Below are 25509 nucleotides of genomic sequence, written 5' to 3'. Positions count from 1 at the left end.
CTCAGACCATCTCGTGCTTGGTCAGCCAGCGCATCACCGGCCAGCCGACGAACACCGGCAGCCAGCAGGTCAGCATCCGATACAGCAGCACGGCCGGCACCCCGATGGCCGCCGGCACCCCGAACGCGGCCAGCCCACCGATCAGCGCCGCTTCGACCGCCCCGACACCGCCGGGCGTCGGCGCCGCCGAGGCCAGCGTCCCGCCGACCATCGTCACCACGGTGACGGCGACGAACGTGGTGTCGCCGCCGAAGGCCTGAATGCTGGCCCACAACGCCAGCGCCGCACCGAGAGTCGTTCCCGCGCAACCCAACAGGATCAGCGCTAGCCGCCGCGGTTCGCGGGCGAGCTTGGCCAGGTCGCTCACCACCTCGTCCAGCTTCGGGCGCACCTCGGTGGCCAGCCACCTGCGCAGTGTGGGCACGAACAGGAAGGTGCCGACGATGCCCAGCGCCACACCCGCGATCAGATACAGCATGGTTGCGCTGGGCACGAAATGCGACAGATTCATCGATGCGCCGGCCGCCGCGCTGAACAGCACCAGCAGCGCCAGATGCGCGATCACCTGCACCGACTGCTGCAGCGCGACCGCCGCAGTCGCCCGCATCGCCGACAGGCCGCTCTTTTGCAGGAAGCGGGTGGACAACGCCAGCCCGCCGACACCGGCCGGCGTGGTGGTCGCGGCAAAGGTGTTGGCCACCTGCGCGATTGACAGCATCCAGAAGTTCACCATGCCGTCGGCGCAGGCCCACAGCGCCGCGGCAGCGCCGACATAGGTCAGCGCCGACACCAGCAAGCCCAGCAGCGCCCACCACCAGTCCGCGGTGCGCAGCTGGGAGAAGAACGTCGGCGCCGTGCTGATGAACGGATACGCGACGTAGACCAACGCCCCGAACAGCACCAGCTGAATGATCTGGCTGCGGGTGAACCGGGTGATGGTCTGCGGTTTGATCTGGTCGGCCCCCGTTTGCCGCTTCACCTCGGCGCGGGCGCCCGAGATGACGGCCCCCGAGTCCGGCACCGAACGCCGAACCGATTTGGGCACAGCGACTTTGGTGAGCCGCCGGGACGCCGACAAAATGGTGTCCGCGCCGAAGACGTCGATGGCGGCGCGCACCGCGGACTTCGGGTCGTAGTGCGCCGACGTCGTCACCAACAGCTGCGCGATGTCGGATTGCAGCTGCGCCTCGGTGGCCCCGTACTCGGCGCTGCCGAAGCCGCCGAACAACACGGCCCCGTCGTCGACGGTGATGTGGTGGGCGCGCAGGTCCCCGTGGGCGATCTGGTGGTCGTTGAGCACCCGCAACGCCTCCCAGAGCCGTTGCACCGGTGTGGTTTTCGCGCATCGGTCGATGGGCGTGCCGCGAGGAGGCTTGTGCGAGTACAGCATCCAGCCCCGGTCCAGGGTGGCGACGGCCACCGTCGCGGTGTTGGCCAGGCCGGCCTCGCCGATCGCGATGGCCATCAGCGCGCGGTGCTCCACCGCGCGGCGCATCGAGGTCAGCAGCGGCGCGGTCTCGGCGTCGCGCAGCTTGAGCTTGCCCCACAGCTGGCGCAGCGCCCCGCCGCTGCGTTGGTGCGGGCCGTACAACTCGATCAGGGCCGTGTGGTCGGCGTCCTGGCCGTCGGCGGACAGAATGAGCGGGCCGCGGCCGGCCGGCCGGACCACGGTGAGCCGGCAAACCTCGAAGCCGGCCTTGGCCAACGCCCGCACCGCGGCGTCCAGCGGAACCTCGAGCGCCGGCGTGCCCACGACGAGCACCACCAGCGCCCCGACCACCCAGCCGACCGCCAAACCGACCAGCGAGCGCGCCGGGACGATCGCGCTGACCACAAGGTGGATCGGCACGAACGCCAGCAGCAGCGCCCACCACCAGTGCCGCCAGCGCGCCGGCAGCCACGGTCCCGACACCGTCAGCACCGCCGCCAGCATCCCGATCCAGCGCGGGTCGTCGAGCAATTGCGCCGGCAGCGTGGTGAGCCGGTCGAGGACGTCGAAATGCCATCGCGGCGCGGCCAATCCGGTGCCGCTGATCGACAACAACACGATGGCGCTCAGCCCCGCGGCGGCGTAGGCGCCCAACAGCTTCCACTGCCCGGCCGCGATCAGACCGATCAGGATCATGAACGGCAAGGCCACGATCGCCAACCCGTACACCAGGTAGACGACATCGGATTGGGTGGGCGAGAGGACACCGACGATCTGGGAGACCGATTTCTCCAGCGCGATCCACTGCGGGCGGGTGATCACCGAACCCGTGATCACCACCGCCAGGAAGATCAACGCCATCCCCAGCCGCAGGATGTCGTTGGTCCGCCGGGTCAGCGGCTGCAGCAAGCTGCCGGAGACGATGATGTCGCGCCCGTCAACTCGCATCTATCAACGATCCTCCGGATTCGCCCGGCATCGCCGATACCGCGCTCACGGCCGCTGATCGGCCCGCCGACAAGTTAACTCAATCCCCGCTTGGTTGACAGCTCCCACTCATGCAGCGCGCGTAGGGTCGTATAGGTAGCCGAGCTAGCGAAGTGGGGAGGAGGCGCACGTGCCCAGGACCGACGACGACAGCTGGGAGATCACCGAGAGCGTGGGGGCGACCGCGCTCGGGGTGGCCGCCGCCCGCGCCGCCGAGACCGAGAGCGAGAACCCGCTGATCAGCGACCCGTTCGCGCGGGTGTTCCTGGACGCCGCCGGCGACGGCATGTGGAACTGGTTCGCCGCGCCCAACCTGCCCGCCCAGATCGCCGAGGCCGAACCCGACCTCAAGCCGCGGATGCAGGGCATGGTCGACTACATGGCCGCGCGGACGGCGTTCTTCGACAACTTCTTCCTCGCGGCGACCCGCGCGGGCGTCCGTCAGGTGGTGATCCTGGCGGCGGGCCTGGACTCCCGGGCGTGGCGGCTGCCGTTCGAAGACGGCACCACGGTCTACGAACTGGACCAGCCGCGGGTGCTGGAGTTCAAGGCGACGACGCTCGCCGAGCACGGGGCCCGGCCGACCTGCCACCTGGTCAGCGTCCCGGTGGACCTGCGCCACGACTGGCCGGCCGCCTTGCGCCAGGCCGGATTCGACGCGCACGCGCCCAGCGCGTGGTCGGCCGAGGGCCTGTTGCCGTTCCTGCCGGCGGCCGCCCAGCAGCTGTTGTTCGAGCGGGTGCAGACCCTCGCCGCGCCGGGCAGCCGGATCGCGGTGGAGGCGCCCGGCCCCGACTTCCTCGACGAGGCCGCCCGCGAGCGGCAGCGCCAGACCATGCAGCGGGTGCGCGACCTGATGGCCGACCTGGAGCCCGACCGCGACATCCCCGACGTGCAAGACCTCTGGTACTTCGAGGAACGCGAGGACGTGGGCGACTGGCTGGGCCGGCACGGCTGGGATGTGACGGTCACCCCGGCGCCCGAACTGATGGCCCGCTACGACCGCAGACCACCGCACGACATCGAAGACGCCACACCGCAGACGCGGTTCGTGGCGGCGCAACGCACGGAAAGGACCCGACCCGACCGATGAGCACAGCCCGGAGCGACGACGACAGCTGGGAGATCACCGAAAGCGTGGGGGCGACCGCGCTGGGGGTGGCCTCGGCCCGCGCCGCGGAGACCCGCAGCGAAAACCCTTTGATCAAAGATCCGTTCGCACAGGTCTTCCTGGACGCCGCCGGCGACGGCGTGTGGAACTGGCACTCCGCGCCGCAGCTGCCGCCCGAGCTGATCGAGGCCGAACCGACCATACCGCTGCAGCAGCAGGCCATGGTTAGCTACATGGCTTCGCGCACAGCGTTTTTCGACTCGTTCTTCCTGGAGGCAACCGGCGCGGGCATCCGTCAGGCGGTGATCCTGGCGGCCGGGCTGGACGCGCGGTCCTGGCGGCTGCCCTGGCCGGCCGGGACCACGGTCTACGAGCTCGACCAGCCCCGGGTGCTCGAATTCAAGGAGTCCACCCTGGCCGAACACGGGGCGCAGCCCGCCTGCAACCGGGTCGCCGTGCCGGTGGATCTGCGCCACGACTGGCCGGAAGCGTTGCGGCAGGCCGGGTTTGACGCGTCGGCGCCCAGCGTGTGGTCGGCCGAGGGGCTGATGCCGTATCTGCCGGCGGCCGCCCAGGACTTGCTGTTCGACCGCATTCAGGGCCTCACCGTCGCCGGCAGCCGGGTCGCGGTGGAGGCGTTGGGGCCCAAGTTCCTCGACCCGCAGGCCCGCGCCAAGCGCCGGGAACGGATGGACCGGATCCAGGCCCTGATGGCGCGGATCGATCCGGATCGGGCGGTGCCCAGGACCGACGAGCTGTGGTACTTCGAGGAACGCGAGGACGTCGGTGAGTGGTTCGGCCGGCACGGCTGGGACGTGCGCGTGACGCCGTCGGACGAGCTGATGGCCGGCTACGGGCGGCCGGCGCCGGCCGAGGTCCGCGACTTCGTGCCGGGGAACCTGTTCGTCGCCGCGCAGCGGCGGTAGACCAGAAGGCCTAGCCTTTCGGCAGGGTGAAAGCCGGCCGACGCAGCCACGAGCCGTCTCGCCAACGCAACGCGCCCGCCGTGATGCGGCCGCCGGCATCGCGGACAGCCTGGCCGACGCCGATGCGGTCCAACGCGGCCAGCGCGTTGGGCCAGATGCTGATCCCGGCGCCCGAGGACGTGTCGGTGCGCTCCTCGACGACGGTGACTGCGTATCCGCGCCGCTGCATCGCCACCGCCGTCGCCAGGCCCGCAATGCCGGCTCCGATCACCAGGATCCGTTGCGCCATGGAGTCGAACCTAACGCCGCACGATGCCGGCACAGAAAGCAGTCACCCGGTAGAAGAGTATGTGTGACCCGGCGGCGAGAGAAGGTATCGGCTGCTTAACGGCCGTCCGAAGCTTCGGTCCGCTTACGGTCGAGGAACGTGTCGAAGTCGAACGGCGTCGAGGTGCCGCTGCGTTCGCCGGCTTCGAGAGCTGCGCGCAGCGCCCGTAGCTGGGTTTCGCGATCCTCGAGCAGCCGTAGCGCGGAGCGCACGACGTCACTGGCCGACCGGTAGCGTCCCGAGGCGACCTCGCGCTCGATAAAGGCGCTGTAGTGCTCGTCGAGGCTGAAAGACGTGTTTTTACCCACAACGCTCACCATACCAATAATTGGTATCGCGCGCTTGCCGGCGGGTTGGGTGAGCCGCGGAAAGATGCGCGACACGCCGGTGGTCTGACCACCTGACTGGCCGTCGGCCCGCCACACTGGCCGCATGGCGCTGCAGCCGGTGATTCGCCGATCGGTGCCCGAAGCGGTTTTCGACCAGATCGCCACCGACGTGCTCAGCGGTGAGCTGCCAGCGGGTTCGGCGTTGCCCAGCGAGCGCCGGCTGGCGGAGGTCTTCGGGGTGTCGCGCCCCGCCGTCCGCGAGGCGCTCAAGCGGCTGTCGGCAGCCAGCCTCGTCGAGGTGCGCCACGGCGGCGTCACGACGGTGCGCGACTTCCGGCGGCACGCCGGTCTTGACCTGTTGCCGCAGTTGGTGTTTCGCGACGGCGAACTCGACGCGGGGGTGTTCCGCAGCATTCTGGAGACCCGGCTGCGGATCGGTCCGAAGGTCGCGGAACTGGCCGCCGAACAGCACGGCCCGGAACTGGCTGTGCTGCTCGACGATTCGCTGCGCCGGCTGGAGGCCTCGCACAGCGCGGTCGAGTGGCATCGCGGCAGTCTCGAGTTCTGGGATCACATGGTCGACAGCTCCGGCTCGATCGTATTCCGGCTGATGTACAACCCTTTCCGCGCGGCCTACGAGCGAGCTCTGGGTGTGCTGGCAGCCGCGATTCCCGCCGAGATCAACCGCACCGACGCGTATCGTGCACTGGCCCAGGCGATCTGCGCCGGCGATGCGGACGAGGCGGGCCGCGGCGCCCGCGAGGTCCTCGAACTCGCCAACGCCACCATGATCGGCGCGCTGGAGCGGCGATGAGCAGCCAAGCCGTGATCGCGAACTACCTGCGGGGCCAGATTCAGCCCGGGATCGACGCGGTCGGCGGCTTCTTCAGGACGTGCGTGCTGACCGGCAAGGCGTTGTTCCGGCGGCCCTTCCAGTGGCGGGAGACCATCGAGCAGGGCTGGTTCATCACCAGCGTCTCGCTGCTGCCCACCCTCGCCGTCGCGATCCCGCTCACCGTGCTGATCATCTTCACCCTCAACATCCTGCTGGCCGAGTTCGGCGCCGCCGACATCTCCGGCGCCGGTGCGGCGTTGGGCGCGGTGACGCAGTTGGGCCCGCTGACCACGGTGCTAGTGATCGCCGGCGCCGGCTCCACGGCCATCTGCGCCGACCTGGGAGCGCGCACCATCCGCGAGGAGATCGACGCGCTGGAGGTGCTGGGCATCGACCCGATCCACCGACTGGTGGTGCCCCGGGTGGTCGCCGCGACCATCGTCGCCACCCTGCTCAACGGTGCGGTGATCACCATCGGCCTGGTCGGCGGATTCGTGTTCGGCGTTTTCATCCAACACATTTCGGCGGGCGCCTACGTCGGCACCCTCACCCTGATCACCGGCCTGCCAGAGGTGGTGATCTCGGTGGTGAAGTCGGCCACCTTCGGGACCATCGCCGGCCTGGTCGGCTGCTATCGCGGGCTGACTACCAAGGGCGGTCCCAAGGGGGTGGGCACCGCCGTCAACGAGACGCTGGTGTTGTGTGTGATCGCGCTGTTCGCCGTCAACGTGGTGCTGACCACCATCGGCGTGCGGTTCGGGACGGGCCGCTGACATGGCGGCGATCTCCGCGCCCGGCGCCCTGCGCGCCCGCTACCCGCGAACCGCGGCCAACCTCGACCGCTACGGCGGCGGAACCGTCCGAAGGCTTTGGCAGATCGGCGTTTTCGCGCGGTTCGCCCGGGTCAGCATCGGCCAGATCGGCTGGGCGTTGCGCCACTACCGGCGCGAGACACTGCGCCTGGTCGCCGAGATCGGCATGGGCACCGGGGCGATGGCCGTGGTCGGCGGCACCGTGGCGATCATCGGCTTCGTCACCCTGTCCGGCGGCTCGCTGATCGCCATCCAGGGTTTCGCGTCGCTGGGCAACATCGGCGTCGAGGCGTTCACCGGGTTCTTCGCCGCGCTGGCCAACACCCGCATCGCCGCACCGATCGTCGCCGGGGTCACGCTGGCCGCCACGGTCGGCGCCGGCGCCACCGCCCAGCTCGGCGCCATGCGGATCAGCGAGGAGATCGACGCGCTGGAAGTAATGGGCATCAAATCGATTTCGTTCCTGGTGTCCACCCGGATCCTGGGCGGGCTGGCGGTGATCGTGCCGCTGTACGCGCTGGCCCTGGACATGGCCTTCACGTCCGGTCAGGTCGTCACGACGGTGTTCTACGGCCAGTCGAACGGCACCTACGAGCACTACTTCCGCACCTTCCTGCGCCCCGAGGACGTGGGCTGGGCGGTGTTCGAGGTCGTCATCATCGCGGTGGTGGTGATGATCACCCACTGCTACTACGGCTACACCGCCAGCGGCGGCCCGGTCGGCGTCGGGCACGCGGTGGGCCGATCGATGCGGTTCTCCCTGGTCTCTGTGGTGGTGGTGGTCCTGCTCGCCCAGTTGGCGCTCTACGGTGTCGACCCGAACTTCAACCTGACGGTGTGAGCGCGATGGCGACACCGGTGCCGCAGCGGGGCCGACGCGCCTGGGTGTACGTCGAGGGGGTGTTCCTGCTGCTGGTCTGTGCGCTGGTTCTGGCCTTGGTATACCTGCAATTTCGCGGGGACTTCACCCCCAAGACCAAGCTCACCATGGTCGCCACCCGGGCCGGCCTGGTGATGGAGACGGGATCCAAGGTCACCTACAACGGCGTCGCGATCGGCCGGGTGGCCGACATCTCGGAGATCGAGCGCGACGGCGCCCCCGCGGCCAAACTGGTGCTGGACGTGGATCCGCGCTATGTCAATCTGATTCCGGCGAACGTGGTGGCCACCATCGAGGCGGCCACGCTGTTCGGCAACAAGTACGTGTCGTTGAGCGCCCCGGAAAACCCGTCGCGGCAGCGGATCTCGCCCCGCGACGTGATCGACGCGCGGTCGGTGACCACCGAATTCAACACCCTGTTCGAGACGGTCACCTCGATCGCGGAGAAGGTGAGCCCGATCGAGCTCAACGCGACGCTGTCCGCGCTGGCGCAGGCGCTGGACGGGCTGGGCGGCAAGTTCGGCGAATCCATCGTCAACGGCAATCAGATTCTGGCGCAGCTGAATCCGCGAATGCCGCAGATCCGCTACGACGTGCGCCGCCTGGCCGACCTGGCCGGCGCGTACACCAAGGCCGCACCCGACCTGTTGGACTTCCTGTCCAACGCGGTGACCACCGCGCGGACGCTGACCCGGCAACAGGGCGACCTGGACGCCGCGCTGCTGGCGGCCGTCGGCGTGGGCCACGAGGGCGAGGACATCTTCGCCCGCGGCGGACCGTACCTGGCGCGCGGGGCCGCGGACCTGGTGCCCACCGCCGAGCTGCTCGACACCTACAGCCCCGAACTGTTCTGCATGATCCGCAATTTCCACGACGCCGCCCCTGAGGTCGCCAAAGCGGCCGGCGGCAACGGCTATTCGCTGGCGGCGGCCGGATCGATCGTCGGCGCGCCGAATCCCTATGTGTACCCGGACAACCTGCCGCGGGTGAACGCGCACGGCGGCCCGGGCGGGCGGCCCGGCTGCTGGCAGAAGATCACCCGGGACCTGTGGCCCGCGCCGTATCTGGTGATGGACACCGGCGCCAGCCTGGCTCCTTACAACCACCTCGAGATCGGTCAGCCGCTGGCCACCGAATTCGTCTGGGGCCGCCAGTACGGGGAGAACACGATCAACCCATGAGAATCACCGGTACCGCAGTCAAACTCGTCGTCTTCTGGTCCGTGCTGGCGATGTTCACAGTGATGATCATCGTCGTGTTCGGCCAGGTCCGATTCGATCGGACCACCGGCTACTCCGCGGTGTTCACCGACGCCGGCGGGTTACGGGCCGGGCAATTCGTGCGCGCCTCCGGGGTGGAGGTGGGCAAGGTCGCCGCCGTGACGCTGTCCGACAAGGACAGCCGGGTGTTGGTGGAGTTCAACGTGGACCGCTCACTGGCACTGGACCAGGGCACCACCGCGTCGATCCGCTACCTCAACCTGATCGGCGACCGCTATCTGGAACTCAAGCGCGGCACCAGCGGCCACCGGCTGCCCCCGGGCGGCCGCATCCCCGTCGAGCACACTCAGCCGGCGTTGGATCTCGACGCGCTGATCGGCGGATTCCGGCCGCTGTTCCAGGCTTTGGACCCGAACAAGGTCGACAGCATCGCCCAGTCCATCATCACCGTGTTCCAGGGACAGGGCGCCACCATCACCGACATCCTCGACCAGACCGCGGCGCTGACCGCCGCGCTGGCCGACCGCGACAAGGCGATCGGCGAGGTGATCAACAACCTGAACACCGTGCTGGCCACCACCGTCAAGCACGAGAAGGAGTTCGACCGAACGGTCGACAAGTTGGAACTGCTGATCACCGGATTGAAGAACCGGGCCGACCCGCTGGCCGCGGCCGCGGCACACATCAGCGACGCGGCCGCAACCGTGGCCGGGCTGCTCGGCGAGGACCGGCCGTCATTGCACGGCACCCTCGGACACCTCGAGGGCATCCAGCAAGCGCTCATCAACGACCTGCCCACCGTCGACAACGTGCTGGAGAAACTGCCGGGCGCGTTCCGCGTCATCGGCCGCGCCGGCGGCATCTACGGCGACTTCTACAACTTCTACCTGTGTGACATCTCGATCAAAGTCAACGGATTACAGCCCGGCGGTCCGGTACGCACCATCAAGCTCTTCGGACAGCCGACCGGGAGGTGCACGCCGCAATGAGGACGCTGACCGAGTTCAACCGCACCCGGGTCGGCCTGATGGGCGCGCTGGTGACGGTGCTGGTGGTCGGTGTGGGACAAAGCTTTACCAGCGTGCCGATGCTGTTCGCCACGCCGACCTACTACGCGCAATTCACCGACGCCGGCGGTATCAACGTCGGCGACAAGGTGCAGATCGCCGGGGTGAACGTGGGATTGGTGAGTTCGCTGGTGATCCGCGGCGACCGGGTGCTGGTCGGCTTCTCGATGCCCGGCAAGACGATCGGCGCGCAGAGCCGGGCGGCGATCCGCACCGACACCTTCCTGGGACGCAAGAACATGGCCATCCAGCCGCGCGGCGCGGATCCGTTGCCGCCCAACGGGATAATCCCGTCCGGGCAGACCACCACGCCCTACCAGATCTACGACGCGTTCGTCGACGTCACCAAGGCGGCCACGGACTGGAACATCGACGTCGTCAAGCGGTCGTTGAACGTGTTGTCGGAGACCTTCGATCAGACCGCGCCGCACCTGAAGGCCGCCCTCGACGGGGTGGCCAGATTCTCCGGCACCATCGGCAACCGGGACGAACAGATCAAACAACTGCTGACCAACGCCGACAAGATCACGCGAGTGCTCGGCGACCGCAGCGGGCAGGTCGACGCCCTGCTGGTCAACGCCAACACCCTGCTCGCCGCGTTCCGGCAGCGCAGCCAGGCGCTGAGCGCCCTGCTGAGCAACGTGTCGGCGGTGTCCACCCAGGTGTCGGGATTCATCAAGGAAAACCCCGATGCGCACCAGGTGCTGCGGCAGCTGGGCACCGTCAGCGACGAGCTGGTCAAGCGCAAGAAGGAACTCTCCGATGTGCTCGTCCTGGTCAGCAGGTACACCGCGTCGCTGACCGAAGCCGTCGCCTCCGGCCCGTTCTTCAAGGCGATCGTGGCGAATCTGCTTCCCTACCAAGTACTTCAGCCGTGGGTCGACGCGGCATTCAAGAAACGGGGCATCGACCCGGAGAACTTCTGGCGCAGCGCCGGGCTGCCGGCGTTCCGCTGGCCCGACCCCAACGGCACCCGGTTGCCCAACGGCGCGCCACCGCCGGCCCCGCCGGTGGCCGAGGGCACCCCGGCCCATCCCGGCCCGGCCGTCCCACCCGGGTCGCCGTGTTCGTACACGCCGGCCGCCGACAGCCCGCCGCGGCCGGGAAATCCGTTGCCGTGCGCGCTTTCCGGTCAGGGGCCGTTCGGCCCGGTCCCCGACGGCTTCCCGGCCCCGCTGGATGTCGAGACGTCGCCGCCGGCGCCGGACGGGCCGCCGCCGTCGCCCGGGGTGCCGAGCGCGGGACGCCCGGGTGAGGCCCCGCCCGACGTCCCCGGCACCCCGGTGCCGCTGCCGGCGCACGCCCCACCGGGGGCGCGCACCGAGAACCCGCCCGACGCGACAGGGGGGAGCACCCGATGAGCACCATCTTCGACATCCGAAACCTGCGGCTGCCCAAGGTGTCCGCCCGGGTGCTGGTGATCGCGGCGCTGGCGGCGGTCTTCGTCTTCATCGCGGCCGTCGCCGGCGTCCAGCTGTACCGCAAGCTCACCACGACCGCGGTCGTGGCCTACTTCTCCGAGACGCTGGCGCTGTATCCCGGCGACCGGGTGCAGATCATGGGCGTGCGGGTGGGTTCGATCGACAAGATCGAGCCGGCCGGCGACAAGATGCGAGTCACTTTGCACTACAACAACAAATACCGTGTCCCGGCGAACGCGACCGCGTCGATCCTCAACCCCAGCCTGGTGGCCTCGCGCACCATCCAGCTGTCGCCGCCCTACACCGGCGGGCCGGTGCTGCGCGACGGCGCGGTCATCCCGATCGAGCGCACCCGGGTGCCCGTCGAGTGGGATCAGCTGCGAGACTCCATCAACGCCATCCTGCGCCAGCTCGGCCCCACCCCCCAGCAGCCGGCGGGGCCGTTCGGTGACATCATCGAATCGGCCGCCGACAATCTGTCCGGCAAGGGCAAACAGGTCAACGAGACCCTGAACAGCCTGTCGCAGGCGCTGACCGCGCTCAACGAGGGCCGCGGCGATTTCGTCGCCATCACCAAGAGCCTGGCCCGGTTCGTCACCGCGCTGTACCAGCACAAGCAACAGTTCGTCGCGCTCAACGACAACCTGGCCCAGTTCACCGACTGGTTCACCCAATCCGACCACCAGGTGAGCGACACCATCACCCATCTCGACCAGGTGCTGGACGCGGCCCGAAAGTTCGTGAACGACAACGCACCCGGACTGACCCACGACGTCGGCAACCTCGCCGACGTGACCACCACGATCCTGCAACCCGAGCCGCGCGACGGCCTGGAAACCGCGCTGCACGTGCTGCCCACCTTCGCCGGCAACTTCAACAACCTCTACCAGCCGGCGCACAGTTCGCTGGTCGGCCTGTTCGTGTTCCCCAACTTCGCCAACCCGATCCACTTCCTGTGCAGCGCCATTCAGGCCGGCAGCCGGCTGGGCTACCAGGACTCGGCCGAACTGTGCGCACAGTATCTGGCCCCGGTTCTCGACGCCATCAAGTTCAATTACCCACCGGCCGGCCTGAACCCGTTCAACTCGGCGGCCACCCTGCCCAAGGAGGTGGCTTACTCCGAGGAGCGACTGCGCCCGCCGCCCGGATACAAGGACACCACCGTCCCGGGCATCTTCGCCCGCGACACCCCGTTCTCCCACGGCAACCACGAGCCGGGCTGGGTGGTCGCGCCGGGAATGCAGGGCACCGACGTCCAGCCGTTCACCGCCGGCATGCTCACCCCCGAATCGCTGGCCGAGCTCATGGGTGGCCCGGACACCGCGCCGCCGCCGCCGGGGGTCACCGCCGCCGGACCGCCGAACGCCTACGACGAGTCGAATCCGCCGTCGCCGCCGTGGTTTTCGCGGCCCACACCGCCGGGGCCGGGCCGGTGATGCGCCGGGTCGCCGTCGCGGGGCGGCGCGCGCTGGTGGTCGCGCTGGCGGCGATGTTGACGTCGTGCACCTGGCGGGGGATCGCCGACGTGCCGCTGCCGGTCGGCCGCGGCACCGGCGGCGACCACATGACGATCTACGTGCAGATGCCCGACACGTTGGCGCTGAACACCAACAGCCGGGTCCGGGTGGCCGACGTGTGGGTCGGCACGGTACGTGCCATCACCCTCAAGGATTGGGTCGCCACGCTGAGGCTGGACCTCGATCCGGGCGTGCGGCTACCGGCCAACGCCACCGCGAAGATCGGCCAGACCAGCCTGCTGGGCACCCAGCACGTCGAGCTGGCCGCGCCGAAAAACCCGTCCGCGCAACGATTGAAGAGCGGCGACACCATCCTGCTGCAGAACTCGTCGGCCTATCCCACCGTCGAACGGACGCTGGCCAGCGTCGCGGTGATCCTCAACGGCGGCGGCATCGCCAACCTCGACGCCATCCAGACCGAGGTGCTCAACATCCTCGACGGGCATGCCGGGCAGATCCGCGAATTCCTCGGCCGGCTGGACACTTTCGTCACCGAGCTGAGCCGCCAACGCGACGATCTGACCCGGGCGATCGATTCGAGCAACGAACTACTGACCGTGTTCGCCAACCGCAGGGACACCCTGGATCGGGTGCTGACCGAGCTGCCGCCGTTGATCCGGCATTTCGCCGACACCCGCGAACTTTTCGCCGACGCCACCGAATCGCTGGGCCGATTCGGCGACGCGGCCGACTGGGCGCTCACCGACACCCGGGCCAACCTCTACCGCAGCCTGCTGTCGCTGCAACGGCCGTTGCGCCAGCTCGTCCCGGCCGCCCCGTTCGTGGCCGGCGCGTTGAAGCTGGGGCTGACGGCCCCGTTCAACATCGACGACGTCGCCCAGGTGATCCGCGGCGACTACGTCAACGTCTCGGCCGCCCTCGACCTGACGCTGTCCACCATCGACAACACCATGCTCACCGGCACCGGCCTGTCCGGCGCGCTGCGCGCGCTCGAGCAGTCCTGGGGGCGCGACCCCGCCACGATGATCCCCGACGTCCGCTACACGCCCAACCCCAACGACGCCCCGGGCGGACCGCTGGTGGAAAGGGGCGAATGAAAGATGCTGCCCCGCATGATCAAAACCCAGCTGGTGCTGCTGACGGCGGTGGCGGTGGCCGCGGTGGTCGTCCTCGGCTGGTACTACCTGCGGATCCCGAGCCTGGCCGGCATCGGCCGCTACACCCTGTACGTCGAATTGCCGCAATCCGGCGGCCTGTACCGGACCGCCAACGTCACCTACCGGGGAATCACCATCGGCAAGGTCACCGGCGTCGAGCCGACCGAGCGTGGCGCGCGGGCGACGATGAGCATCGAGGACGACTACCGGATCCCGGCCGATGCGGCCGCCCACGTGCATTCGGTCTCGGCGGTGGGCGAGCAGTACGTCGACCTGGTCTCGACCGCCGGGCGCGAACCGTATCTGGTCGACGGGCAGACCATCCACAAAAGCACGGTGCCCAGCCAGATCGGTCCCGCGCTGGACGCCGCCAACCGCGGACTGGCGGTGCTGCCCCGGGACAAGATCGCCTCGCTGCTCTACGAAACCTCGCAGGCGGTCGGTGGCCTGGGGCCGTCGCTGCGGCGCCTGGTGGATGCCACCCAGGCGATCGCCCACGACTTCCGGGGCAGCATCGACCACGTCGACGACATCGTCGAGCGCTCGGCACCGATCATCGACAGCCAGGCCGATTCCGCTGACACGCTTGGGCGTTGGGCCGCCAACCTGAACACGTTGGCCGCCCAGACCGCGCGGCAGGACCCGGCGCTGCGCAGCATCCTGGCCAACGCGGCGCCGACGGCCGAGCAGGTGCGGGCCACGTTCGGCGGTGTGCGGGAGTCGCTGCCGCAGACGCTGGCCAATCTCGAGGTCGTGATCGACATGCTCAAGCGCTATCACAACGGCGTCGAGCAGGCGTTGGTGTTCCTGCCGCAGTCCGGCGCGATCGCCCAGTCGGTGACCGCGCAATCGCCGGGCCAGGCCGCACTGGGCGTCGGCGCCATCTCACTCAACCAGCCGCCGCCCTGCCTGACCGGTTTCCTGCCGGCATCGCAGTGGCGCGCCCCGGCGGACACCAGCACGGCGCCGCTGCCGGCCGGCACCTACTGCAAGATCCCGATGGACGCCACCAATGTCGTTCGGGGAGCCCGCAATTACCCGTGCGTGGACGTGCCGGGCAAGCGGGCGGCCACACCGCGGGAGTGCCGCAGCACCGAACCCTATGTGCCGCAGGGCACCAACCCCTGGTACGGCGACCCCGACCAGATACTGACCTGTCCCGCGCCGAGCGCGCGGTGCGACCAACCGGTGAAGCCGGGCCTGGTGATCCCCGCACCCTCGGTCGACAACGGCCTCAATCCGCTGCCCGCCGACCGGCTGCCGGGCACCCCACCGCCGATCAGCGACCCGCTGCAGCGGCCGGGATCGGGCACCGTGGTGTGCAACGGGCAGCAGCCCAACCCGTGCACGTACACCCCCAGCGCGCTCTACGACGTGCGCAGCGGCACGGTGGTGGGCCCCGACGGGGTGGTGTATTCGGTGGCCAATTCGGCCACCATCGGCGACGAGGGGTGGAAGACGATGCTGGGACAGGCCCGCTGACAACGCCGGTCAGGCGCCCTCGTCCCTGGGTCGGTCGCGCCACTGTCGGTAGCCGCGATGCGCGGCGAACGCGCCGACGATCGCGCTCACGCACCACACCGCGACCGCGGCATAAGCCAGCAGCGAGGACCGATTCCCGATCGAGGCACCCAGCGCGGTGTAGGCAAAGGCGCGCGGGGCCGAACCGATGAACGCGCCAACGGCCATCTGCCACAACGGAACTCCGAACGCCCCGAAGGCGTAGGAGGCCAGCGCATCCGAGATGCCGGGGACGAAGCGCTGCCCGACGACCGCCCACAGGCCGCCGCGCCCGATCAGGGCGTCGACGCGATCGGCCCGCGCCGGGCCCAGCAGCGCCCGGGCGCTGTCGCGGCCGGCCCGCCGGCCGACGAAACTCGCGGCGGTCGCGGTGCCCACCGTCGCGCCCAGCGTCACGAAGACGCCCAGCAGCGGACCGAACAGCAGCCCACTGCCGGCGGCCAGTATCGAGCCCGGCACGAACAACGCGCCGGCGAGCGCCGAGGCCACCACGTAGGTCAGCGGCGCGGCCGGGCCGGTGGCCGACACCACGGCCCGGATCTCGCCGACGTCGATCACCCGCGCCACCGCCACCAGATAGAACACCACGGCCAGAAAGCCGGCGAACACGGCGAGGCGCAGGATGTGAGCCCGCCGCGATGCCGGGGCGTCGGAAGCGTCCTGGTCGTCCATACCGGCCGTCACCCGACCGCCCGCAGCCGCTGCCGCAATCCGGTGGCCCGGATCGCCCGGCGCTCGATCGCGGCCCGCACCGACGCCTCGGGCCCCACCACCCGCACCCTGCTCTTGGCCCGGGTCACCGCCGTGTAGAACAGTTCCCGGGTCAGCAGCCGCGAATCCTCCGCCGGTATCAGCACCGTCACCTCGTCGGCCTGGCTGCCCTGACTCTTGTGGATGGTCATGGCGTGCATCGTCTCCACCTCGCCGAGCCGGCTGGTGGCGAAGTCCAGCGGGCCGGCCGCACCGGCGATGACGGCCCGCAGCCCGTCCGCACCGGCCACCGTCACGCCGGTGTCGCCGTTGTACAGACGCAGCCCGTAGTCGTTCGCCGTCACCAGCAGCGGACGCCCGGCATACCATTGCGACCAGGCCGGCTGACCGGTTTCTTCGGCAATCCAGTTGTGCACCAACGTGTTCCACCGCACCGCCCCGTGCGGCCCGTCGCGGTGCGCACACAGCAGCCGGTGCTCGTCCAGCGTGGCCAGCGCGGCCTGAGCCGCGCCCAGCAGCGCCGCCGAGCGCAACCGCAGCGCGTGCGACACCAGCACCTCGCGCAGCCGGTCGGCCGGGCGTTCGGAATCCACCCACTCGATGTGCTCACCGCCGGCCGCCAACAACTCCACCACCCGGTCGGCGTCGCCGGCCCGGATCGCCGCGGCCAGCGCGCCGATCGCGCTGCCGAACCGGTGCGGGGTGGCCAGCGCGGCGACCCGCACCCCGGCGCGGCCGGCCAGCCCGTCGACCAGATCGGCCAGCACGGCGCCCGCCTCCACCGAGGCCAACTGGTCGGGATCGCCGACCAGGATCAGCCGGGTGTCCGGCCGGACGGCTTCGGCCAGCCGGGCCATCATGGTCAACGACACCATCGACGTCTCGTCGACCACGATGATGTCGTGCGGCAGCCGGTTGCCGCGATTGTGCTTGAACCGCACCGACGTATCGGGGCGCGGCCCCAGCAGCCGGTGCAGCGTGGTGCCGGTCAGCCCGGCCAGCCGCGCCCGGTCGGCCGGGTCGAGGTGCTCGATCTCGGCGGCCACCGCCTCAGCCAGCCGCGCGGCCGCCTTGCCGGTCGGGGCGGCCAGCGCGATCCTCGGCCGCGGCTCACCGGCGCGCTCGGCCTGCTCGACCAGCAGGGCGAGCAGCCGCGCGACCGTGGTGGTCTTGCCGGTGCCCGGCCCGCCGGTCAGCACGGTGAGCGCCTGGGACACCGCGATCCGGGCGGCCGCCCGCTGTTCTTCGTAGCCGGGCGGGAAAAGCCTTTCGTAGCAAGAGGATTCGACATCGCCCGCCGGCGCCGACAGGGCCAGCAGATCGGTGCACACCTGCTCTTCCTCCAGCCAGTACCGGTCGAAGTAGAGCAGATCGCCGAAGAACCGCAGCACCGGCGGCGGCCCGAGCAGCGGGCTGGCCCGCACCGCGGCCAGCCAGTCGCCGGCGGCGGGCCAGGGCAGGTCCGCCGCGCCGACCTGTGCCGGCACCGCCCGCAGATCGACGCACACCGAACCGCCCCGCAGCGCGCGCACCAGCAGGGCGACGGCCAGCGCCACCCGATCGTCGGACTCGCCGGTGAGCGCGGTAAGCCGTTGCGCCACGCGGATATCCGCTGCTTCGAAGATGCCGGCGTCGGCGAACGGGCGCAGCGGCCCGGCGTCAAACACCCGCTCCGGCAACACGTCCGCCGTCACACCGCCACCCCCTGGGCATCCAGCAGGTCGGACAGCGCCGCGATCAACGACGACGGCGGTCGCCAATCGAAGACGCCCGACGGGTGACCGTCGCGCACCGGCGTGTCGGGGCCGCACATGCCCCGCACGAACAAATAGAGGATGCCGCCGAGATGGCGGTCCGGATCGTAGCCGGCCAGCCGCCAGCGCAGGAACCGGTGCAGCACAGCGCTGTACAGCAGCGCCTGCAGCGGATAATCCGAGTGCAACATCGCCTCCACCATCCGGGGCCGGTCGTAATCGGCGGCGGTCAGCGGGTGCTGCGCATCACCGAGCCGGTTGGTCTTGTAGTCCACCACCAGGTAGCGGTGCCCGGCCCCGTCCGGGATCCGCAGCACGGCGTCGATCGAGCCGGTCAGGTATCCGCGCAGCGACTCCGCGCCGAGGGAGCGGTCCGTCAGCCGGTCGGCGTAGCAGGCCAGCACATCGTCGGCCGGCAGATGCGCGCGCAACAGCGGCGCCAGATCGGCCAGCCGAACCTCCGGCGGGGCCGAGCGCCGATCGCCGCCAGCCAGCGGCAGCTCGAAGTCCAGCTCGCACAGGCGATCCGACAACCCGATCCGGCGCAGCGTCAGGCCGCCGGCCAGCGGGCCCAGCGGTGTGTCGTGCATCGGCACCATCGCCGCGGCCATGTCTTCGGGGGTCGCGGCCACCGGCCACCACACCGAGTGCTCCCGGATCCGGGCGGTCAGCTCGGCGGCCAGGTCGGGGGCGAACGGGTCGGCCGTCTGCAGCACGGCGTGCACCAGGGTGCCGAAGGTGGCGCCCGCCGGAAGGTCCGCCATCGGCGAGGCAACATCGCCGACGGATGTCGCCGGGGCCAGAAGAATGTCGCCGACCTCGTCGTCGAGCCCGGCGGCCTCGGGTTCGCTGCCCACCCCGCTGGGCTGGGCCTGCCGGATCAGGCCGGAATAGGAGGTGCGCCGCCAACCGGTGTCGATGCCGCGGTGGAAGTGGCGGTTCTCCAGCCGTGCCGGCACCGGCACACCGGGCAGCGGCGGCGCCGGCGCCGGCACCGCCTCCTCGATGACCGGGCCGCCGGCCGCCTCCCACTCGCGCAGCCGAGCCAGGGCATCCTCGTCGGAGATCTTCGCCGGCTCGCAGCGGTCCGGCACCACCGGCTCGCCGGGCCGGCGGCCCCGCAGCAGCCGGGACAGGCCGCCGTTGGGCTCGTGGTAGGCCGGTGACCACCACGCCACCACCTGGGCCTGCGCTCGGGTCAACGCGACGTACGTCAGCCGGCTGTCGTCGCTGGCGTCCTCCTTACGGCCAAGCCGCTCAACGGTTTTGAAGTCGGGGCTGTCCTTGCCGCCGACGTGCAGGCAGCGGGTGCCGTCCTCGTCGTGGAACAGCACCACGTCGCTGTCGGTGGTGTTGCGGTGGAAGGCGAACGGCAGGTACACGATCGGGTACTGCAGCCCCTTGCTGACGAAGACGGTCATGATCTGGACGGCGGCGGCGTCGCTGTCCAACCGGCGGTTGCGTTCCGGCGCGCCGCTTCGCTCGTCGCGCTGCCGGCGCAGCCAGTCGCGCAGCGCGGGCAGGTTGTGGTGTTCGCGGTGGGCCACCTCGCCCAGCAGCTGGGTGAGATGCGCCAGGTCCGTCATGTGCCGCGCCCCGCCCTGCCAGCCGAGCACCCGATTGCCCATCCCCAGCAGCTGGGCGGCCTCGAAGATGGCGGCGACGCCGCGTTCGCGGGCGTGACCGGCCCACTCCCGCAAGGTCTGGGCGATCCGGTCGGTCAGCGCGTCACCGCCGGCCGCCAACGTCTCGGCGGTCTCGCCGAAGAACATCGTCGCCGCCGCCGCGCGCACCACGCCGGGCCGGTGCGGCTGATCGAACGCCTCCAGCAGGCACAGCCAATCCTCGGCCGCCTGCGAGGTGAACACGTCGGAGTTGCCGGTGTAGACGGCGGGAACGCCGGCGTCGCACAGCGCGGTGAAACAGGCCTGGGCGTCCCGGTGCCGTTCCACGATGACCGCGATGTCGCCCGCCCGCACCGGTTTCCCGTCGAAGGTGGCGCCGGCGGCCAGCAGCGCACGGATGTCGGCGGCGAGATCGGCGCCGATGTGCTGTCGCAGCTCGTCGATGGGAAGATTGGCAATACCGCGACGTCCCAACGTGTTTCGTGACACCACCCGCAGCCGGAACGGGTCGTTGCGCGGTGCCCCGGACAGCCGGTGACCCCGGTGGTGCGCCGCGACGTCGTTCACCACGATCGCGGGGTCACCGAGCTGCGCGCCGCGCAGCACCACCTGCAGCCGCTGCAGCAGCGCGGAATCGCTGCGCCAGTTGGTGTCCAGCGTCTTTTTCTGCCCCGCGGTCTCGGCCGCCCGCAGGTAGGTGACGATGTCACCGCCGCGAAACGCGTAGATCGCCTGCTTGGGGTCGCCGATGAGAATCAGCGTCGAACGGCCGCTGAACGCGCGGTCGATCACCTGCCACTGCACCGGGTCGGTGTCCTGGAACTCGTCGACCATCACGATCGGCCAACGCTGGTGCATGCGCAGCCGGGCGGGGGAGTGCTCGGTGGCCAGCGCGTCGGCCAGCCGGGTCAGCAGATCGTCGTAGCCCAGCACGCCGAGCCGGCGTTTGCGCGTATCCAGTTCGGCCAGAACGTCATTGGCGAAGCGCAGGCTGACCGCCGCTCGCGAACCGGGCTCGGGGTGCAGCGGCCGCAGCTGCGCTGACGGGTTGTTGACCACGTCGCGGGCCAACCGCAGCGCCTCCCGATAGTGCAGCACCGGGTCGTCGTGGTCCTGCCCGAAATGCGCCAGATACAGGTCATCGACGATCTCGGCCACCAGCTCGTCGAGGCTGTCCAGCAAGGTCACCCCGGCGGCGGTGTCGCCGGCCACCCCGAGCGAGCGCAACACCAGCTGGCAGAACTGATGCGTGGTGGCGATCGTCGCCGCGTCGAAGCCGGCCAGCCCGTCGCGCAGGCGTTGCCGCCGCGCGGCGAGCCGGTCCTCGGTGCCGTCCAACAGGTAGGCCACCAGCTCGTTGTCGCCCGCCCGCGACGGGTCGGCGAAAGCGGCTACCGCGTCGACGATTTGACAGCGCACCCGTTCCCGCAGCTCCTGGCTGGCGGCCCGGCCGAAGGTGATCAGCAACATCTGGTCCAGGGTCGCGGCGCCGTCGGCGAGATAGCGGGTCACCAGCCCGGCCAACGCGAACGTCTTTCCGGTGCCCGCGCTGGCCTCGAGCACCGTGGTGGAGCGCGCGGCCGGCAATGCGCCCAACAGGTCGAAGCGTTCCATCACGCCGTCGTCCGCTCGGCCCGCAACATCGGCAGCCACAGCCGGGCCGCGTAGGTGCCGAGCCGGTTGTCCTCGCCGTCGCACTCCTCGCCCGGGCGTACCGGCTGCATCAGGTCGTCCAGCGGCGCACCGCGTCCCCAGGCCCGCACATGCGCCGGCGCCTGGTCCTCCCCTGGGTAGCGGTCGCTGGACTTCCACCGGTAGCGGGCCTCGGCCACCGGGTCGTCGCCGCCGTAGCGGGCGGCCGCCCACGCGTAGGAGGTCTTGAGCGGCAACGGAATCGGCTCGCGCCGCCCGGCGTCGTAAATGCTCACCAGCTCGTGCAGCAGCTCGACGGGATCGTCGTCCGGCGACCCGAGCCGCTGCACCCGGATGCCGGTGCCCCGGCGCATCCGCCCGATGCACACCGCCGACCAGTCGCGGCCGCGATCGTGAGCGGCCAACGCCAGCAACGGAATCCACGACTCGAGCAGATGCCTGCCGTCCAGCCGCGAATAGGTCACCGCGACCAGGCGGTTGCCGTAGACCGGGGTCACCGTGCCGGTGAGCCGGCGCCCGCGGCCCAGATCGATGTCGACGTCGTGGGCGCCGCCCGGCTGCTCGGCCCGGTGCTGGTGCGCCTCCCGCGCCAATCGGGCTGCCTGGTCGCGGATCTCGGTCACCCTGCGCCAGCCCAGCTGTCCCGGCGGCAGGGTGCCGCGGCGCCACTCGGCCTGCCGCGCGTCCTCCGGGGTCATCCCGCGCAGCATGTCGCGCAGCATCCGATCGCCGACCGTCCACTCCTGCAGGGCGTCGATGTCCACCGGCATCGCGTCCTGCACTCCGTCGACGTCGTGGGGCAGCGTGAACTGCAGGGCCCGGAAGAACCCCTGCACCGGGTCTTTGAAGAAGCCGACCAAATCGGCCAGGATTACGTCAGCGGGCGGCGGGGGCGGCAGCGGCGCGGAGATGAACTTCGGTGGCTCGCAGTGTTCGCCGGTGGCCGCGCGCGCCGCGCGCAGCACGGTGGGGTCGAAACTGAACGGCACCCCGGGCACCAGCTCGTCGGGGATGACGTTGCGAATGTCGAACGGCTGCAACGGATGTCGCACGACGATGCGGTCGCGCACCGGCTCGGCGGTGGTTATGTCGAGGGTGTCCAGCAGTTCGGCCAGCGGCACCGCCGGCGGGCGCGGCTGACCCGAATACTCGTTGGCGCCGGTGTAGGTGATCACCAGCTTCTCGGTGGCCGCGCCGATCGCGTCGAGCAGCAATTGCCGGTCCTCGGAACGGATGTCGCGCTCCCCGGTCATCGGGCAGCGCGACAGTGCGTCGTCACCGTCGACGACACCGAGCCGCGGGAACAGCCCGTCGTCCAGACCGACCAGGCACACCACCCGGTGCGGTACCGAACGCATCGGCACCATGGTGCACACCGTCAGCGTGCCGGTGCGGAAATTCGCGCGGGTCGGGCGTCCGGACAGGTGCCGGGTCAGCAGCGCGCGGACGTCGGGCAGCCGCAGCACGGTGTCGGCGCGGGATCCGGCCTGCGCGGACACCGCGGCGAACTCGCGCTGCAGCTGACCGCTCTGCCATTCGTCGGCATCGCGCACCCGGGTCAGCAGGGCGATGCCGTCGGCGACGGCGGTGAGCCATTCGGTCAGCGGCCGGGCACCGGTGAGCGAGTCCAGGACGTGCTGCAGCCGGGCGACGAATTCCGCGAGCTGGCCGGCCAATTGGACACGATTGCTGCTGACGTCGTCGAGCGGCAGCGTCGCGTCGATCCATGCGTTCGAGTCGTCGGACATCGCGACGCCGGCCAGTATCCGGTCGATGCCGAAACGCCAGGTGTTGTGCACGAAATCGACGTGGTAGGGCCGCCGATGCTGCCGGTCCAGCCCCCAGCGGATGTTGGCCTGGCGGACCCATCCGGTGATGGCCTCCAGATCGTCGTCGGTGAAGCCGAACCGGGCGCGCACCGCCGGCGTCTGGGCCAGGTTGAGCACCTCGCTGGCCCGCACCCGGCCGCCGGCCAGGGCCAGCAGCTGCGCGGCCACCCCAAGCAGCGGGTTGGTCTGGATCAGGGAACGGTCCGCCAGCCGCACCCGCAGCTGGTGGGCGGGGTGCGCGCCGTGCACCACGTCGCCGAGGCCGAAGTCGGCCATGATCAGCGGCGCGTAGCTTTCGATGTCGGGGCACATCACCAGGATGTCGCGCGGCTGCAGCGTCGGGTCGTCGGCGAGCAGGCCCAGCAGCACCTCGCGCAGCACGTCGACCTGGCGGGCCGGCCCGTGGCAGTTGTGGATCTGCACCGAGCGGTCCCCGGCGGCCAGCGAGCGGCCAACCGGGCGAATGGCATTGGCGGCGATGTCGGACTGCAGCCAGCCCAGCAGCGTGTCGGGGCGGGCGTCGCCGGCGAGGTACTCGTCGGTCCGCGGATCCGCCGGCAGGCCGCGCTGCAGTTCGCGCAGATCCCGTCCCAGCGTGGCCAGCAGCGGGTGGGCGACGGCGCGGTGGCTGGTGTCGTCGCGCCGGGGGATCACGCCGTTCGTGCCGGCCAGCGCGCGCCACAACCGGTCGCTCGGGTGCGGCAGCCACAGGTGCAGGTCGTGGTGGGTGGCCAGCGCGTCCAGGAGCTCCACGTCGGTGCACGCCAACCGGGTGTGCCCGAACAGCGACAGCCGCTGCGGCAGGTCGCTGGGCGCCCGCCGCAGCCGGGCGATGGTTTCGGCGTGCCGAACGTGCGGTGGATCGGCGGCCACCCGGGCCACCAGCGCCCGCCACAGCGGCGGTTGCCAGCGCAGGTCCTCGTCCAGATCGCCCGGGTCGCCGTCGAGCCAGTCGACCAGCAGCCGCGGCCGTTGCCGGGCGTAGCCGGCGAACAGCCCGGCCAGCCGGCGCGCCGCCTCGTAGCGGCGGGTGCGGCGCAGCTCGGCCTCGGCGCCGCTGTGGAAGTGGCCCAGGTGCGTCGCCAGCGTGCGGCACCACGGCTCGTCCAGCGAACAGTCGATCGCCTCCAGCAGCGGCCAGGCCAGAGCGTCCGGCGACCAGGGATCGTCCTCGGCCGTGCCGGTGATCTCGGCGATCAGCGAGCCGGGACTGCGGAATTGCACGCCGGCGCAGACCCCGTCCCCGTCGCGGGCGCGGCCCAGCACATGCGACAGCCGTTGACTCAGCCAGCGCTCCACCCCACGCGCGGGCACCACGACGAGCTCGAGGGCGAACGGGTCGGCCGGTGGATTGGCCAACAGCGCGCCGAGACCGTCGGCCAGCAGATCGGTGCGCTCGGCACGGTGCAGGTGAAGCGGCATTGCGCTGTCACGATAAACCCGGGCACCGACGGGCGGGGGTTACTTGGCCAGCGTGAACTGGTTGACGTCGATGTAGCCGGCCCGGAACGCGTCGGCGCAGCCGGTCAGATACCTCATGTAGCGCTGGTAGACCTCTTCGGACTGGATCGCGACGGCCTCGCTGTGGTGCGCGCGCAACGCATCGGCCCAGTGGTCGAGCGTGCGGGCGTAGTGCAGCTGCAGGGACTGCCGGCGTTTGAGGGTGAACCCCATCTTCGAGGAGTGGAACTCCACGACCTCGATGGCCGGCAGCTGCCCGCCGGGGAAGATCTCGGTGGCGATGAATTCGTTGAAGCTGGTCTGCTCCTCGGTGAGCGGCAGGCCGCGCTCCACGATCTGCTCCGGGGTCAGCATGGTGATGGTGTGCAGCAGCATCACCCCGTCGTCGGGCAGTACCCGGTAGGCGGTCGCGAAGAAGTCGTCGTAGCGGTCGTAGCCGAAATGCTCGAACGCGCCGATGGAGACGATTCGGTCGACCGGCTCGTCGAACTCCTCCCAGCCGTGCAGCAGCACCCGCCTGCTGCGCGGGGTGTCCATCGCGTCGAGCAGCTGCTGCACGTGGGCGGCCTGGTGCCGGGACAGGGTCAGGCCGATGACGTTGACGTCGTAGTTCTCGACGGCGCGGCGCATGGTGGCGCCCCAGCCGCAGCCCACGTCGAGCAGCGTCATCCCGGGCCGCAGCCCCAGCTTGCCCAGTGACAGGTCGATCTTGCGTAGCTGCGCCTCCTCCAGCGAGATGTCGCGGTTGCGATCCCAATAGGCGCAGCTGTAGGTCATGGTGGGGTCGAGGAACAGCCGGAAGAAGTCGTCGGACAAGTCGTAGTGGGCCTGTACCTCTTCGAAGTGCGGTGTCAGATTCTCTGCCACGGCGGCTACTCGCCTTTCTGACTCGGGGCCATTGGGGTTGTCACGAACGGGCCGGTGAGTCGGTTCACCTCGGCTTCCCCGGTTCCACATCGTCTAACCGGGCGATGA

General features: G+C 70.4%; 19 protein-coding genes and 1 pseudogene. 12 read left to right on the top strand and 8 right to left on the bottom strand.

Going from position 1 to position 25509, the window contains the following annotated elements; genetic code table 11:
- Window position 1 precedes the first annotated feature (1 nt).
- The gene (locus tag MAA44156_RS19890; protein ID WP_009979182.1) at window positions 2–2377 is read right to left on the bottom strand and encodes a lysylphosphatidylglycerol synthetase family protein; all 2376 of its coding nucleotides are present in this window, start codon (window positions 2375–2377) and stop codon (window positions 2–4) included.
- Between the two features lie 169 nt (window positions 2378–2546).
- On the opposite strand from MAA44156_RS19890, the gene MAA44156_RS19885 reads away from it, so the two are divergent.
- Together MAA44156_RS19885 and MAA44156_RS19880 are read left to right on the top strand one after the other, a co-directional pair.
- Window positions 2547–3509, top strand: coding sequence for a class I SAM-dependent methyltransferase (locus tag MAA44156_RS19885; protein ID WP_009979181.1), 963 nt, complete (start codon window positions 2547–2549; stop codon window positions 3507–3509).
- Window positions 3506–4453 carry a class I SAM-dependent methyltransferase gene (locus MAA44156_RS19880; RefSeq protein ID WP_009979180.1) on the top strand — a complete coding sequence of 316 codons (948 nt, stop codon included), beginning with the start codon at window positions 3506–3508 and terminating at the stop codon, window positions 4451–4453. The genes MAA44156_RS19885 and MAA44156_RS19880 overlap by 4 nt, the downstream gene beginning before the upstream one ends.
- 31 nt (window positions 4454–4484) lie before the next feature.
- On the opposite strand, the pseudogene MAA44156_RS19875 reads toward MAA44156_RS19880, so the two are convergent.
- Window positions 4485–4700: pseudogene (locus tag MAA44156_RS19875) on the bottom strand (FAD-dependent oxidoreductase); the annotation flags it as partial.
- Between MAA44156_RS19875 and MAA44156_RS23745 the strand changes: the two are divergent.
- Window positions 4609–4809, top strand: a complete 201-nt coding sequence (locus MAA44156_RS23745; RefSeq protein ID WP_306419061.1) for a hypothetical protein — start codon at window positions 4609–4611, stop codon at window positions 4807–4809. The pseudogene MAA44156_RS19875 and the gene MAA44156_RS23745 sit on opposite strands and share 92 nt — an antisense overlap.
- Window positions 4810–4837: 28 nt before the next feature.
- Here MAA44156_RS23745 and MAA44156_RS19870 read toward each other — a convergent pair whose 3' ends face one another.
- Window positions 4838–5089: a type II toxin-antitoxin system ParD family antitoxin gene (locus MAA44156_RS19870; protein WP_029248612.1), complete on the bottom strand. Its 252-nt coding sequence runs from the start codon at window positions 5087–5089 to the stop codon at window positions 4838–4840.
- 124 nt (window positions 5090–5213) lie between these two features.
- Here MAA44156_RS19870 and MAA44156_RS19865 point away from each other — a divergent pair, with 124 nt between their 5' ends.
- The 9 genes from MAA44156_RS19865 to MAA44156_RS19825 are packed head-to-tail and all read left to right on the top strand — an operon-like array spanning window position 5214 to window position 15462.
- The gene (locus MAA44156_RS19865; RefSeq protein ID WP_009979176.1) at window positions 5214–5924 is read left to right on the top strand and encodes a FadR/GntR family transcriptional regulator; all 711 of its coding nucleotides are present in this window, start codon (window positions 5214–5216) and stop codon (window positions 5922–5924) included.
- Window positions 5921–6718: an MlaE family ABC transporter permease gene (locus tag MAA44156_RS19860; protein WP_003873599.1), complete on the top strand. Its 798-nt coding sequence runs from the start codon at window positions 5921–5923 to the stop codon at window positions 6716–6718. The genes MAA44156_RS19865 and MAA44156_RS19860 overlap by 4 nt, the downstream gene beginning before the upstream one ends.
- A gap of 1 nt (window position 6719) precedes the next feature.
- Window positions 6720–7598 (top strand): ABC transporter permease, encoded by an 879-nt coding sequence (locus MAA44156_RS19855; protein ID WP_009979174.1) that lies wholly within the window; start codon window positions 6720–6722, stop codon window positions 7596–7598.
- A 5-nt stretch (window positions 7599–7603) separates the two neighbouring features.
- Window positions 7604–8818, top strand: a complete 1215-nt coding sequence (locus tag MAA44156_RS19850; protein ID WP_003873597.1) for an MCE family protein — start codon at window positions 7604–7606, stop codon at window positions 8816–8818.
- Window positions 8815–9846 carry an MCE family protein gene (locus MAA44156_RS19845; RefSeq protein ID WP_009979173.1) on the top strand — a complete coding sequence of 344 codons (1032 nt, stop codon included), beginning with the start codon at window positions 8815–8817 and terminating at the stop codon, window positions 9844–9846. The genes MAA44156_RS19850 and MAA44156_RS19845 overlap by 4 nt, the downstream gene beginning before the upstream one ends.
- Entirely contained in the window at window positions 9843–11285 is a 1443-nt protein-coding gene (locus MAA44156_RS19840; RefSeq protein WP_009979172.1) for a virulence factor Mce family protein, read from the top strand. Before MAA44156_RS19845 ends, MAA44156_RS19840 begins: the two co-directional genes overlap by 4 nt.
- Window positions 11282–12781, top strand: a complete 1500-nt coding sequence (locus tag MAA44156_RS19835; RefSeq protein ID WP_023880619.1) for a virulence factor Mce family protein — start codon at window positions 11282–11284, stop codon at window positions 12779–12781. Before MAA44156_RS19840 ends, MAA44156_RS19835 begins: the two co-directional genes overlap by 4 nt.
- Window positions 12781–13920 (top strand): virulence factor Mce family protein, encoded by a 1140-nt coding sequence (locus MAA44156_RS19830; RefSeq protein WP_062906655.1) that lies wholly within the window; start codon window positions 12781–12783, stop codon window positions 13918–13920. The genes MAA44156_RS19835 and MAA44156_RS19830 overlap by 1 nt, the downstream gene beginning before the upstream one ends.
- Window positions 13921–13923: 3 nt before the next feature.
- On the top strand, window positions 13924–15462 hold the full coding sequence (locus MAA44156_RS19825; protein ID WP_009979170.1) for an MCE family protein: 1539 nt from the start codon (window positions 13924–13926) through the stop codon (window positions 15460–15462).
- A 9-nt stretch (window positions 15463–15471) separates the two neighbouring features.
- Here the strand turns inward: MAA44156_RS19825 and MAA44156_RS19820 are convergent, their stop codons facing one another.
- From MAA44156_RS19820 to MAA44156_RS19800, 5 genes are read right to left on the bottom strand one after another with little or no spacing between them, the layout of a single operon-like run.
- Window positions 15472–16173 carry a TVP38/TMEM64 family protein gene (locus MAA44156_RS19820; protein ID WP_009979169.1) on the bottom strand — a complete coding sequence of 234 codons (702 nt, stop codon included), beginning with the start codon at window positions 16171–16173 and terminating at the stop codon, window positions 15472–15474.
- A gap of 8 nt (window positions 16174–16181) precedes the next feature.
- Window positions 16182–17879 (bottom strand): exodeoxyribonuclease V subunit alpha, encoded by a 1698-nt coding sequence (gene recD, locus MAA44156_RS19815; protein WP_394818176.1) that lies wholly within the window; start codon window positions 17877–17879, stop codon window positions 16182–16184.
- Window positions 17880–17902: 23 nt separating this feature from the next.
- Window positions 17903–21205 (bottom strand): exodeoxyribonuclease V subunit beta, encoded by a 3303-nt coding sequence (gene recB, locus MAA44156_RS19810; protein WP_009979167.1) that lies wholly within the window; start codon window positions 21203–21205, stop codon window positions 17903–17905.
- Complete coding sequence (recC, locus tag MAA44156_RS19805) at window positions 21205–24495, bottom strand: exodeoxyribonuclease V subunit gamma (RefSeq protein ID WP_009979166.1); 3291 nt, start codon at window positions 24493–24495, stop codon at window positions 21205–21207. The genes recB and recC overlap by 1 nt, the downstream gene beginning before the upstream one ends.
- 39 nt (window positions 24496–24534) lie before the next feature.
- Window positions 24535–25401 carry a cyclopropane mycolic acid synthase family methyltransferase gene (locus MAA44156_RS19800; RefSeq protein ID WP_003879399.1) on the bottom strand — a complete coding sequence of 289 codons (867 nt, stop codon included), beginning with the start codon at window positions 25399–25401 and terminating at the stop codon, window positions 24535–24537.
- Window positions 25402–25509: the final 108 nt, after the last annotated feature.

The organism is Mycobacterium avium subsp. avium (assembly GCF_009741445.1).
In the GTDB taxonomy this organism is placed as follows: Bacteria; Actinomycetota; Actinomycetes; order Mycobacteriales; family Mycobacteriaceae; genus Mycobacterium; species Mycobacterium avium.
This window is presented reverse-complemented; position numbering and strand designations above follow the sequence as displayed.

Bases quoted from the DNA above. Each gene is read 5' to 3' on its own strand.
- MAA44156_RS19890 (WP_009979182.1), bottom strand. From the start codon at position 2,377: ATGCGAGTTGACGGGCGCGACATCATCGTCTCCGGCAGCTTGCTGCAG.
- MAA44156_RS19880 (WP_009979180.1), top strand. From the start codon at position 3,506: ATGAGCACAGCCCGGAGCGACGACGACAGCTGGGAGATCACCGAAAGC.
- MAA44156_RS23745 (WP_306419061.1), top strand. From the start codon at position 4,609: ATGCTGATCCCGGCGCCCGAGGACGTGTCGGTGCGCTCCTCGACGACG.
- MAA44156_RS19865 (WP_009979176.1), top strand. From the start codon at position 5,214: ATGGCGCTGCAGCCGGTGATTCGCCGATCGGTGCCCGAAGCGGTTTTC.
- MAA44156_RS19860 (WP_003873599.1), top strand. From the start codon at position 5,921: ATGAGCAGCCAAGCCGTGATCGCGAACTACCTGCGGGGCCAGATTCAG.
- MAA44156_RS19855 (WP_009979174.1), top strand. From the start codon at position 6,720: ATGGCGGCGATCTCCGCGCCCGGCGCCCTGCGCGCCCGCTACCCGCGA.
- MAA44156_RS19850 (WP_003873597.1), top strand. From the start codon at position 7,604: ATGGCGACACCGGTGCCGCAGCGGGGCCGACGCGCCTGGGTGTACGTC.
- MAA44156_RS19845 (WP_009979173.1), top strand. From the start codon at position 8,815: ATGAGAATCACCGGTACCGCAGTCAAACTCGTCGTCTTCTGGTCCGTG.
- MAA44156_RS19840 (WP_009979172.1), top strand. From the start codon at position 9,843: ATGAGGACGCTGACCGAGTTCAACCGCACCCGGGTCGGCCTGATGGGC.
- MAA44156_RS19835 (WP_023880619.1), top strand. From the start codon at position 11,282: ATGAGCACCATCTTCGACATCCGAAACCTGCGGCTGCCCAAGGTGTCC.
- MAA44156_RS19830 (WP_062906655.1), top strand. From the start codon at position 12,781: ATGCGCCGGGTCGCCGTCGCGGGGCGGCGCGCGCTGGTGGTCGCGCTG.
- MAA44156_RS19825 (WP_009979170.1), top strand. From the start codon at position 13,924: ATGCTGCCCCGCATGATCAAAACCCAGCTGGTGCTGCTGACGGCGGTG.
- MAA44156_RS19820 (WP_009979169.1), bottom strand. From the start codon at position 16,173: ATGGACGACCAGGACGCTTCCGACGCCCCGGCATCGCGGCGGGCTCAC.
- recB (WP_009979167.1), bottom strand. From the start codon at position 21,205: ATGGAACGCTTCGACCTGTTGGGCGCATTGCCGGCCGCGCGCTCCACC.
- recC (WP_009979166.1), bottom strand. From the start codon at position 24,495: ATGCCGCTTCACCTGCACCGTGCCGAGCGCACCGATCTGCTGGCCGAC.